Source organism: Neobacillus drentensis (assembly GCF_036965245.1).
Classification (GTDB): Bacteria; Bacillota; Bacilli; order Bacillales; family Cytobacillaceae; genus Neobacillus; species Neobacillus drentensis_G.
On the sequence record NZ_JBALPG010000190.1, the window covers coordinates 1 to 11181 of the forward strand.

Here is an 11181-nt window from a genome sequence, read left to right on the forward strand (position 1 = left end):
AGGACGTTGCCAGGCTGTTTTTTTAAAACAAATTTTATATTTTCTATTATCGCGGGGTGGAGCAGTCTGGTAGCTCGTCGGGCTCATAACCCGAAGGTCGTAGGTTCAAATCCTGCCCCCGCAATATGGTCCGGTAGTTCAGTTGGTTAGAATGCCTGCCTGTCACGCAGGAGGTCGCGGGTTCGAGTCCCGTCCGGACCGCCATTTATAGATTGTAAACAAGTCGAAACAAGGTTTCGTCTTTTTTTTATGCTCATTTAATTTTTAAGCTTTATTGTAATTAACCAGATATAAATATATCGGCTTTTCAGTCAAGTTACCATTATAAACGACTGAACCTAGTGATTTTGCCACGACATGGTCGCTTAGAAGGAGTATAACCGCCCAAACATGTAAATTTTCCATCGATCCGGTCGCTTAGAAGGAGTATAAACGCCCAAACATGTAAATTTTGCTGCGCCCCGGTCGCTTAGAAGCAGCATAAACGCACGAACGAGCAAATTTTCCCCCGATCCGGTCGTTTAGAAGCTGTATTAACTCCCAAACCCGGAAATTTTTCCACCAACACAGTAACGAAAGAAATTACTATTAATAAATATTGTCCATTTTAAAAAGGAACTTTTTTGCTCATTAATAAAAAACAATGTAAACTACATATTGAATAGGCATCCTTAGGAGACTTCCTAAGGTTTTTTTTGCACATAAATAAGGGTAAAATGAAGTTATAGGATTATTATGTTAAAGTATAAAGGTGATTGTATGAATCAATTTGAAATGAATACTACAAATTCTGAGGAAACTTCTCAATTCGCAACAAGATTGGCTGAGTTTTTACAACCGGGTGATGTCATTGCCCTTGAGGGGGATTTAGGCGCAGGGAAAACAACTTTTACAAAAGGCTTGGCTAAGGGTTTGGAGATAAAGAAAACTGTTAATAGCCCAACATTTACAATCATCAAGGAGTATAAAGGCAGGATGCCATTATATCATATGGATGTTTATCGGGTTGCTGATGCTTTTGAAGACCTGGGCTTTGATGAATACTTTGAAGGTGATGGAGTTACAGTAGTGGAATGGGCTCATTTAATTGAAGAGCAGCTTCCATCTGAACTATTAACAATTTATTTATATCATGAAGGTCAAGAACAACGGAAAATCGTTCTAGTACCAAAAGGAAATAGATATGAGCAATTATGTAAGGAGATTTTTAGATGACCATACTAGCGATCGATACTTCTAACAATCCATTAGGAGTGGCGCTTATAGATGATAATCAAGTACTAGGTGAATATATTACTAATTTAAAAAAGAACCACTCCGTTCGAATTATGCCGGCTATACAGACATTAATGAAGGATTGTGATAAGGAGCCTGCCGATTTAACGAAAATTGTCGTTGCGAAGGGCCCTGGGTCATATACCGGTGTAAGAATTGGTGTTACGATTGCTAAAACATTAGCATGGACCCTTAACATACCTCTTGTTGGTATTTCTAGTCTAGAAATTTTGGCAGCGGGAACAGGGAGGTACTTTACCGGCTATGTTTCACCGTTATTCGATGCCAGAAGGGGACAAGTCTATACAGCCCTCTATCACTATCAGGACGGAAAGCTGACAGCTGTGGAACAGGATCAGTTAGTTATGCTAGACGATTGGGCAGCAAAGTTAACAGAAATGAGCAAGCCGATTTTGTTTATCGGGAACGACTTGCCAATTCATAGAGCCAAAATAAAAGAAGTATTAGGCTCACAAGCCATTTTTGCAAGCGAAACGGAATACAATCCTCGTCCGGGTGAACTTGCTTTACTAGGCAGGGATAAACCGGGAGAAGACGTGCACTCCTTTGTTCCAAATTATATACGTTTGGCTGAAGCCGAAGCGAAGTGGCTGGAGGCAAAAGGAAAAATTTTAAATGGATAGGGATAGAGAAAAATGGTAGATGCTTATGTTTATCGTTATATGAGGGATGAGGATATTGACCAAGTATTAGAAGTGGAGCATGCTTCATTTTCAACACCATGGAGCCGGGAAGCATTTTATAATGAAATACACAAGAACAAATTTGCTGTCTATATTGTTCTTGAGGAAGACAATAAAATCATCGGATATTGTGGGAACTGGGTTGTGATTGATGAGGCCCACGTTACAAATGTGGCTATTTTACCAGGGTATAGGGGTAAAAAGCTGGGAGAGGCATTAATGAATAAATTAATGTCAGTATCCAGAGAGATGGGAGCAAGAACCATGACCCTTGAAGTGAGGGTGACAAATCATGTAGCACAGTCCCTTTACCGTAAGCTGGGATTCCAAAACGGCGGAATCAGGAAAAATTATTATTCCGATAATCAGGAAGATGCACTAATAATGTGGGTGAACTTATGAAAAAAGATTTATTGATATTAGGAATTGAAACGAGCTGTGATGAAACAGCAGTCGCCATTATTAAAAATGGCCGCAAAATTACTGCGAATGTGGTGGCTTCACAAATTGAAAGTCATAAGCGCTTTGGCGGGGTTGTACCTGAAATTGCTTCGCGTCATCATGTCGAACAAATAACGCTTGTGATTGAAGAGGCATTGAATCAGGCAAATCTAACCTTTGCAGAGATCGATGGAATAGCAGTTACAGAAGGCCCAGGGTTAGTGGGGGCACTTTTAATAGGGGTAAATGCCGCGAAAGCACTTGCGTTTGCCCATAACAAACCACTTGTACCAGTCCATCATATCGCGGGGCATATTTACGCGAATAGACTGGTAACCGAATTAAAATTTCCTCTTTTAGCATTAGTCGTTTCAGGCGGGCATACAGAGATTGTTTATATGAAAGAGCATGGACACTTTGATGTGATTGGAGAAACAAGAGACGACGCGGCAGGTGAAGCCTACGATAAAGTAGCGAGAACATTAAATATGCCGTATCCCGGCGGACCGCATATTGACCGTTTGGCACAGGAAGGAAGCCCGACGATCGATTTGCCTAGGGCTTGGCTTGAGGAAGGATCCTATGATTTTAGTTTTAGCGGGTTAAAATCAGCTGTAATCAATACGGTTCATAACGCTGAGCAGCGTGGCGAGTCGATTGCCCCGGAAGATCTGGCAGCCAGCTTTCAAGAAAGTGTGATTGAAGTGCTGGTGAAAAAGACGGAGAAAGCGGTAGCTGAGTATGGCGTTGAACAATTATTAGTTGCTGGCGGTGTTGCTGCGAATAAGGGACTTAGAAAGGCTCTCGAAAAGACCTTTTCGGCAAATTCTAAGATTGAATTAGTAATTCCTCCATTATCGTTATGCACCGATAATGCAGCGATGATTGCTGCCGCTGGAAGTGTCATGTTTGAAAAAGGAATCAGGGCTGACTTATCACTAAATGCCATACCAGGTCTCGATATCGAAATATATAATGAGTAACTCTTCTTAAGTAAGAAGAGTTTTTTTATTGAAAGGGGCAGAGCGCCGCAAAAATGAATCAGTAAATCAAATTTGAGTGAATTATAAACATTTTTCACTATGAAAAAGTGAAGCTTAGCTCTGCTCACACCGTCTTTATTTTGTTGGTGTACAACTGTTTTTCGTTTCATTTCCATGATTAGGTTGGGAGTTGAGACTCACGATCGTTTTTTGTGGATAAAATTTTTAAAAAATACAGTTAATAATCAATAAATTGTGGATAAGCCTGTGTATACTGTTGGTAATGTGGATAAAAACAGTATTTAATGTGGATAATGTGGAAAAGTAGAAAAAACTCTTAGAAATATACCTTTTGAAATGTGAATAATGTTGTGGAAAAGTAGACATTTCATAAAAATTGTTAAGATCATTAAAAATTTGTCGAAATGTTCGCAAATTTTGTCGATATCTCTCAGAAATTTGTCGAAAGCGCCTGAAATTTGTTGCTATCTATCTAAAAGCTAAAAAACCGGGCCATCATATCAGCCCGGTTTCATCATTATTCAGCAAGCTCTGCCCATTCTTCCATCAATTGCTCAAGCTCTGCTTTAGCTTTTTCACTGTTTATGTTAATTTCGAGTACCTTTTCATGATCCTGAAAAATTTCTGGTTCACATAATTGCTGCTCATATTCTTGAATTTGTTCCTCAAGCTCTTCAATTCGTAATTCCATCTCTTCTAACTTTCTTTTGCGCTGCCGCTCAAGTTTTTTGCTTTCCTTATCTTGTTGATAACTATTTTTCTCTAGACCTTCCGTTTCAATTGCTCTTTTAGCAGAAGCCGCCAATGCTAGTGCTGCTAGTTCTTCCTGTTCCAATTTCTTTTCTAGATAATAGTCATAATCCCCAAGATACTCTGCGCTGCCATGACGGCTCAGTTCCAAAACCTTCGTTGCGATACGGTTAATGAAATATCTGTCGTGTGAAACGAATAAAATTGTCCCGGGGTAATCAATAAGGGCATTCTCAAGTACTTCCTTGCTATCGAGATCAAGGTGGTTTGTAGGCTCGTCCAATATTAACACATTTGCCTTCTCCAACATAAGCTTAGCAAGAGCCAGTCGTGCTTTTTCCCCACCGCTCAAGGTAGAAACAATTTTTAAAACGTCATCACCGGAAAAAAGGAAGTTACCTAAAACCGTTCGAATTTCTTTTTCACTTTTTAACGGGTAATCATCCCAGAGTTCATTCAAGACGCGCTTATTAGAGGTTAATTCGGCTTGTTCTTGGTCATAATAACCAATCGAAAGGTTTGTACCATAATAGATCGTACCGGCAAGTGCTGGCAGTTTTTTAATAATCGTTTTTAACAGTGTAGATTTGCCGATTCCGTTTGGACCAACAAGGGCAATACTTTCACCTTTATAGGCACGAAAGGAGATGGCCTCCGAAACCTTTTCCCCGTTGTAGCCAACCGCAAGTGAGTCTACTGTTAGAACGTCATTTCCACTTTGTTTTTCAATTTCAAACGAGAAGGTCGCAGACTTTTCATCCCCAAGTGGCCGATCCATGATTTCCATTCTTTCAAGCTTTTTCCGGCGGCTTTGGGCTCGTTTTGTTGTCGAAGCCCGTGCTAAATTTCGTTGGATAAAGTCCTGCAGATTAGCCACTTCTTGCTGCTGCTTTTCATAAAGCTTCATATCGCGCTCATAATTGGCCGCTTTTTGGTCAAGGTAAGAACTATAATTGCCAGTAAACCTCCCGATTTGTTTTCGGGAAACCTCATAGACCTGTGTAACAACTTTGTCTAGAAAATAACGGTCATGGGAAACAATTAAAATAGCGCCATCATAGCCCTGCAAATATTGTTCGAGCCATGAAAGGGTATCGATATCGAGATGGTTGGTAGGCTCGTCCAGAATTAAGATATCGGGTCTCGTTAACAGCAGCTTCCCTAAGGCGAGCCGGGTTTTTTGACCGCCGCTTAAACTGGAAATCATGAGGGAACTGTCGAGAAAGTTTAAACCATGCAGGACAGATCGAATCTCAGCCTCGTATTGATAGCCACCCTGTTCCTTAAATGTCACCTGGAGCTGATCATATTCTTTTATAATTCTCTCATATTTTACAGGGTCTTCGAAAAGACGAGGATCGGCCATTTGCTCCTCAAGCTTACGCAGAGATTTTTCCATCGAACGAAGCGGTTCGAAAACGGTTAGCATTTCATCCCATATCGATAAATTGGACTCAAGGCCGGTATTTTGGGCTAAATAGCCGATGGTCACTTCTTTTGGCTTGATGATCTCACCGCCATCATGTGACAAGTGGCCGGCAATAATTCTCAATAACGTCGATTTTCCTGCACCGTTACGGCCGACAAGGGCAACACGGTCCCTCGTTTGTAATTCTAGCTTTATATTCGATAAAATAAGGTCAGCACCATAATATTTTTGTAGTTGATTTACCTGCAACAAAATCATCTTAAATCACCTCTTACATATAAATAGTGTACCGTATAAAGGCAATGTCGGCAATAAAGCCCTTGACAGCCAAGAGCATAGGATTCTACACTCAGACAAAAAATGTAATAATTAGTTCAAAGTTTCACACATAAAGGGAAAAATAGTGTATTATTTTTGGATAGGAGGATATTTTTTTATGGCAGAATTTACTCATTTTAATGAAGAAGGCAGAGCAAAGATGGTCGATGTCAGCGACAAACCCGAAACGGCACGGACAGCGCTTGCTCATTCCAGCATAACAGTCAGCAAAGAAATTTTTGAAAAAATAACCAATAATGAAATGAAAAAAGGCGATGTGTTATCTGTGGCTCAGGTAGCAGCAGTCATGGCAGCTAAAAAGACATGGGATCTTATTCCGATGTGTCACCCAATTCCATTAACCGGGGTCAATATCTCTTTTTCATGGGAAAAGGGACAACAGGAAAATTATCAATTACATATTGCTGCAGCGGTAAAGACGAAAGGGAATACGGGTGTGGAAATGGAAGCGTTAACAGCCGCTTCGGTCTGTGCTTTAACAGTCTATGATATGTGTAAAGCTGTGGATAAAGGCATGGTCATTGGACCGACCTATTTAGTCGAGAAAACTGGCGGAAAAAATGGTGACTTTAAGCGAACTGAACAGGTTAAATGATATTTAACTAAAACATTTAAAGGGGTGTGGGAGAATATGAGTAATGGAACGATGAAGATACCACAGGCGACAGCTAAACGGCTGCCCCTCTATTATCGGTTTTTAAAAAACCTGCATACTTCCGGCAAACAAAGGGTCTCATCAGCAGAATTAAGTGAAGCAGTAAAGGTAGACTCGGCAACGATTCGCCGCGATTTTTCCTATTTCGGCGCACTAGGGAAAAAGGGATATGGATATAATGTCAATTACTTATTAACCTTCTTCCGGAAAACGCTTGACCAGGATGAATTAACAAATGTTGCATTAATTGGGGTCGGTAATCTTGGTACTGCCTTTTTAAACTATAATTTTTTAAAAAATAATAACACAAAAATAGCTTGTGCTTTCGATGTAGATCCAGCAAAAATGGGAACAAAGATTCGCGAGGTTCCGATTTATCACATGGATGAATTGGAGAAGGTATTAATTGAGGAACAAATATCGGTTGTTATTCTAACGGTTCCGGCTTCTGTCGCTCAAATGATCACGGACCGGGTCGTGAATTCCAATGTAAAGGGGATCTTAAATTTTACCCCGGCAAGGTTAAATGTTCCTTTATCGATTAGGGTTCATCATATTGACCTGGCAGTAGAGCTACAATCACTGGTCTACTTTTTAAAGCATTATCCGACAGTGGAAATAGAAGAATAAAATTTGAATTGGCTTTTCACATAAATTGTGGAAAGTTTTTTTTATGGACTATTATCCACCTTTACAACGTAACAGTGTTATGTTACATTATAAAAACAGAAAGGGGTTTTTAAAAAATGAGCGAGGAGTTAATTTCTAAAAAGGATTTATTGGATGTAGCAGGAATATCGTACGGGCAGCTATATCGCTGGAAGCGAAAGGATCTTATTCCTGAGGAATGGTTTATTCGAAAATCAACGTTTACGGGTCAGGAGACATTTTTCCCTAAAGAAAAGATCTTAGAAAGAATCGATAAAATTCAAACGATGAAAGAGAATCTTTCCTTGGATGAATTGGCGGATATGTTTTCACCTAACATAACAGAGTTACATTTGACTAACGATGAACTAGTGAAACGTAACATTGTTTCAAATGAAGTTATGGACTTATACCTGAAGACTGAAATGGGCGGTCCCCATTTTGAATTTTCGAGAATACTTGAAGTCTTTGTATTAGAAAAGCTGCTTCAGTCAGGAGAAATTAATCTGGATGAAGGGAAAATGCTGCTTCAGGTCTTAAAGGATAACAGGGGATTAATCAAACTAAAAAATGGGGAATTAGTGCTGACGAGAAAACTTGGGGTTTCATCGTGCTTTTTACTAATAAATGCGGAAGATGTTAAGTTTGAGCAAGGAACAAAAATTGTTGTTCAGCTTTCGCTTGTGAAATGTATGGAAGAGATTAAAGCGAACTTACTATAAAGGAGAATGTACATGGATACGAAGAAAAGGGGAGACCTGAATATTAATGGCTTTGGGTCAGCCAATGGCGGGCAATTTCACCAGGTAACCATCAATGGTAAAGGAACAGTTAATAGCGATATAGAGTGCGTGATATTTGATTGTAATGGTTCGGGTACGGTCAATGGGAATGTCATGACGAACAAAGCGAAGGTTAACGGAAACGCAAAAATTAAAGGGAATCTCGAATGTAATATGTTAACAGTGGATGGAACGGTGAAAATTGAAAATAACCTAAAAGTAGAAAATTTCAAGGTGGCAGGAAAAGCCTCGATCGGTGGAAGGGTAAAGGCAGAGGAAATCAGAATTAAGGGCAGGCTTACAGTTGAAGGGGATTGTGAAGCCGATACATTTAAAGCAGAATCACAATTTATGATTGGCGGACTTTTAACCGCAGATCATGTGGATATAAAACTTTTTGGAGAATGTAAAGCAAAGGAAATAGGCGGACAAACGATCCTCATTAAACACAAACCAGCATTAATGGGATTGTTCAAACATCTTATTCAAACACAGTTGGAAACGGAATTAATAGAAGGGGACAAAATTGAATTGGAAAATACAAAGGCAGCTGTTGTCCGTGGGAACCATATTACGATTGGGGCTAATTGTGAGATTGGACTCGTTGAATATACAGACGAACTTTCAGTAGATAAAAAATCAGCTGTGAAAGATTCCAGAAAGGTTTAAAAGGGGGAACGGAAATGAAAAAGGGTCAAAATCTGACGATAAATGGTTCGGGCAACTACCCGGGCGGCAGTTATGATAAAGTAAGTATCCGAGGAGAAGGGACGATTGATGGTAATATCGAGTGCTCGATATTTCATATATATGGAACTGGTGAGGCGTTAGAGAATGTGAAAACAGGATCCGTAAAAGTGCTCGGTGAATCAGAGGTAAAGGGGAATCTGGAGTCTAGTGACATGCTGGTAATGGGAACGATGACAATCGATGGTAAAGCTGCTTTGGGAAAAATAAAGATTCTTGGCACGCTTGAGGTGGGTGAGCGGCTCAATGGCGAAGTGGCAACTATTAAGGGCAGTATTTCCGTGGGCGGCGACGTAGAATATGAGAAATTTGACTTAAGCGGCGGATTTGAAATTAAAGGTCTCCTGAATGCTGACACGATCACTATTGGATTGCGGTTTGGCGAAAGCACGGCAGAGGAAATCGGAGGAGAGAAAATCACGATTAAAAGAAAAACGTCGCTGCTTCCGTTTGTAAAGGAAGAGGGTTCACTGGTTGTGAAGGTGATTGAAGGGGATGAAATATTCCTTGAAAATACGAAGGCGGATATCGTCAGGGGAAACCTTGTCAAAATCGGTTCAGGCTGTCAAATTGGTCGGGTAGAATATTCGAATAATTTTATCCAGGATAAGAATTCAACAGTAAAAATGTCGGAAAAGATATAGAGGAGGATTTATGGTAGCGAAAGAAAGTAAATTAGGGTTGGTTGTTGCAGGGTTATTGCTGAGTATATTGATGGCTTCGATGGATAATACGATTGTTGTGACAGCAATGGGGACGATTGTCGGTGATCTTGGCGGGCTGGAGAACTTTGTATGGGTGGTTTCAGCCTATATGGTGGCGGAAATGGCAGGGATGCCGATTTTCGGTAAGTTATCCGATATGTATGGGAGAAAGAGGTTCTTTATTTTTGGATTAATAGTATTTATGGCAGGCTCTGCCTTGTGCGGTACCGCGGAAACTATTACCCAATTAAGCATTTACCGTGCGATTCAGGGGATAGGCGGTGGTGCGCTTGTGCCGATTGCATTTACAATTATGTTTGACTTATTTCCGCCTGAAAAACGCGGGAAAATGGGCGGTTTATTCGGCGCAGTTTTTGGCTTGTCGAGTATCTTTGGGCCGTTAATAGGAGCTTATATTACCGATCATATCAGTTGGCATTGGGTATTTTATATTAACTTACCGCTAGGGATTTTATCGCTGATTTTTATTGTCGTCTCTTACAAAGAATCACCAGTACACAAAAAGCAATCGATTGATTGGTGGGGAGCTATGACTTTAATTGGAGCGGTTGTTTGTTTAATGTTTGCCCTTGAGCTTGGCGGACAGAAATATACTTGGGACTCTAGCGTCATTTTAAGCTTATTCACCGGATTTGCAGCACTATTTCTACTCTTTTTATTCATTGAGACGAAAGCGAAGGATCCAATCATTTCTTTTTCAATGTTTAAAAACCAACTGTTCGCTGGAAGTACACTTGTTGGCTTGTTTTACGGGGCAGCGTTTATGGCTGCGACCGTGTATATCCCGATCTTTGTGCAAGGAGTTTATGGCGGTAGTGCTACCAATTCAGGGCTGATTTTATTGCCAATGATGTTTGGATCGGTAGTTACAGCCCAGGTCGGCGGATTTTTGACAACCAAGATGAGCTATCGCAACATCATGTATATATCGGGAGTTATTTTGATTGGCGGATTTTTGTTGTTAAGCACGATCACGCCGGATACTAGCAGGGCGTTGCTGACAATCTATATGGTTGTGATTGGTTTAGGTGTTGGATTCTCATTTTCTGTCTTAAGCATGGCCGCGATTCATCCATTTGGCATGGAGCAAAGGGGCTCCGCTACCTCAACAAGCAACTTTATCCGCTCGTTGGGGATGACCATAGGGATTACGATTTTTGGAATGATCCAAAGGACTGATTTTAAAGAGGGGCTGGAAAAAGCCTTCTCGGGAATGGGACCAATGCCAAAGGGAGATTCACGTGAGTTTTTATCAGAGCAAGCAAGAGCTCAGATTCCTGCACCAATCCTGGAAAAAATCACAGACGCCCTTTCAAGCTCAATCGTCCACACCTTTACATGGGCACTAGTTCCAGCGGGTATAGCCTTCCTATTAATCTTTATCCTGGGGAAAGAGCGGATGGTGATTAATAAAGGAGAAACTTCAAAATAGAAAGTTACCTTGCCAGGCTTTTTGCCTGGCATTTATACTTGAAAAAAGGGTAGTGGTTGATTAAAGGTGGAAAGTGGTTGATAAGGGGCCAGTTTTCTAAAAAGAGGTATTTAAACAAGGACCTCGGTTTAAATTGCTATTTGTATTGAAAGACAATTACCTTTGCCAGGCTATTAGAGTCCGTATTAAAGACAATTTCTCCACTAGTCTGAGAGTTTTTGTCTTTAAGAGCCCGTATTAAAGACAATTT

General features: G+C 40.4%; 11 protein-coding genes and 2 tRNA genes. 12 read left to right on the top strand and 1 reads right to left on the bottom strand.

Features of this window, described 5'->3' with window-relative positions; all coding sequences use genetic code 11:
- Positions 1-50 precede the first annotated feature (50 nt).
- From V7150_RS24885 to tsaD, 6 genes are all read left to right on the top strand, one after another.
- Positions 51-124, top strand: a tRNA-Met gene (locus tag V7150_RS24885).
- Between the two features lie 3 nt (positions 125-127).
- Positions 128-204 (top strand) — tRNA-Asp (locus V7150_RS24890).
- 555 nt (positions 205-759) lie between these two features.
- Complete coding sequence (gene tsaE, locus V7150_RS24895; protein WP_335523609.1) at positions 760-1215, top strand: tRNA (adenosine(37)-N6)-threonylcarbamoyltransferase complex ATPase subunit type 1 TsaE; 456 nt, start codon at positions 760-762, stop codon at positions 1213-1215.
- Entirely contained in the window at positions 1212-1919 is a 708-nt protein-coding gene (gene tsaB, locus V7150_RS24900) for a tRNA (adenosine(37)-N6)-threonylcarbamoyltransferase complex dimerization subunit type 1 TsaB (protein ID WP_335523611.1), read from the top strand. The genes tsaE and tsaB overlap by 4 nt, the downstream gene beginning before the upstream one ends.
- A 12-nt stretch (positions 1920-1931) precedes the next feature.
- Positions 1932-2381: a ribosomal protein S18-alanine N-acetyltransferase gene (gene rimI / locus V7150_RS24905; RefSeq protein ID WP_335523613.1), complete on the top strand. Its 450-nt coding sequence runs from the start codon at positions 1932-1934 to the stop codon at positions 2379-2381.
- Positions 2378-3403, top strand: coding sequence for a tRNA (adenosine(37)-N6)-threonylcarbamoyltransferase complex transferase subunit TsaD (tsaD, locus tag V7150_RS24910; protein WP_335523615.1), 1026 nt, complete (start codon positions 2378-2380; stop codon positions 3401-3403). Before rimI ends, tsaD begins: the two co-directional genes overlap by 4 nt.
- 538 nt (positions 3404-3941) lie before the next feature.
- Here the strand turns inward: tsaD and V7150_RS24915 are convergent.
- On the bottom strand, positions 3942-5861 hold the full coding sequence (locus V7150_RS24915; RefSeq protein WP_335523617.1) for an ABC-F family ATP-binding cassette domain-containing protein: 1920 nt from the start codon (positions 5859-5861) through the stop codon (positions 3942-3944).
- 178 nt (positions 5862-6039) lie between these two features.
- Between V7150_RS24915 and moaC the strand changes: the two genes are divergently transcribed.
- The 6 genes from moaC (at position 6040) to V7150_RS24945 (ending at position 10931) form a co-directional block, all read left to right on the top strand.
- A complete protein-coding gene (gene moaC / locus V7150_RS24920) occupies positions 6040-6537 on the top strand; it encodes a cyclic pyranopterin monophosphate synthase MoaC (protein WP_335523619.1) in 498 nt (165 codons plus the stop codon).
- A 36-nt stretch (positions 6538-6573) separates the two neighbouring features.
- Entirely contained in the window at positions 6574-7227 is a 654-nt protein-coding gene (locus tag V7150_RS24925) for a redox-sensing transcriptional repressor Rex (protein ID WP_335523621.1), read from the top strand.
- A 116-nt stretch (positions 7228-7343) separates the two neighbouring features.
- A complete protein-coding gene (locus V7150_RS24930; RefSeq protein ID WP_335523623.1) occupies positions 7344-7967 on the top strand; it encodes a YhbD family protein in 624 nt (207 codons plus the stop codon).
- 12 nt (positions 7968-7979) lie between these two features.
- On the top strand, positions 7980-8696 hold the full coding sequence (locus V7150_RS24935; RefSeq protein ID WP_335523624.1) for a polymer-forming cytoskeletal protein: 717 nt from the start codon (positions 7980-7982) through the stop codon (positions 8694-8696).
- A gap of 14 nt (positions 8697-8710) precedes the next feature.
- Positions 8711-9418 (top strand): cytoplasmic protein, encoded by a 708-nt coding sequence (locus V7150_RS24940; protein WP_335523626.1) that lies wholly within the window; start codon positions 8711-8713, stop codon positions 9416-9418.
- A 10-nt stretch (positions 9419-9428) separates the two neighbouring features.
- A complete protein-coding gene (locus V7150_RS24945; protein ID WP_335523627.1) occupies positions 9429-10931 on the top strand; it encodes an MDR family MFS transporter in 1503 nt (500 codons plus the stop codon).
- Positions 10932-11181 lie beyond the last annotated feature (250 nt).

Coding starts and splice junctions, on each gene's coding strand:
- V7150_RS24945 (WP_335523627.1), top strand. CDS start 9,429: ATGGTAGCGAAAGAAAGTAAATTAGGGTTGGTTGTTGCAGGGTTATTG.
- moaC (WP_335523619.1), top strand. CDS start 6,040: ATGGCAGAATTTACTCATTTTAATGAAGAAGGCAGAGCAAAGATGGTC.
- tsaE (WP_335523609.1), top strand. CDS start 760: ATGAATCAATTTGAAATGAATACTACAAATTCTGAGGAAACTTCTCAA.
- tsaB (WP_335523611.1), top strand. CDS start 1,212: ATGACCATACTAGCGATCGATACTTCTAACAATCCATTAGGAGTGGCG.
- V7150_RS24930 (WP_335523623.1), top strand. CDS start 7,344: ATGAGCGAGGAGTTAATTTCTAAAAAGGATTTATTGGATGTAGCAGGA.
- rimI (WP_335523613.1), top strand. CDS start 1,932: ATGGTAGATGCTTATGTTTATCGTTATATGAGGGATGAGGATATTGAC.
- V7150_RS24915 (WP_335523617.1), bottom strand. CDS start 5,861: ATGATTTTGTTGCAGGTAAATCAACTACAAAAATATTATGGTGCTGAC.
- tsaD (WP_335523615.1), top strand. CDS start 2,378: ATGAAAAAAGATTTATTGATATTAGGAATTGAAACGAGCTGTGATGAA.
- V7150_RS24935 (WP_335523624.1), top strand. CDS start 7,980: ATGGATACGAAGAAAAGGGGAGACCTGAATATTAATGGCTTTGGGTCA.
- V7150_RS24925 (WP_335523621.1), top strand. CDS start 6,574: ATGAGTAATGGAACGATGAAGATACCACAGGCGACAGCTAAACGGCTG.
- V7150_RS24940 (WP_335523626.1), top strand. CDS start 8,711: ATGAAAAAGGGTCAAAATCTGACGATAAATGGTTCGGGCAACTACCCG.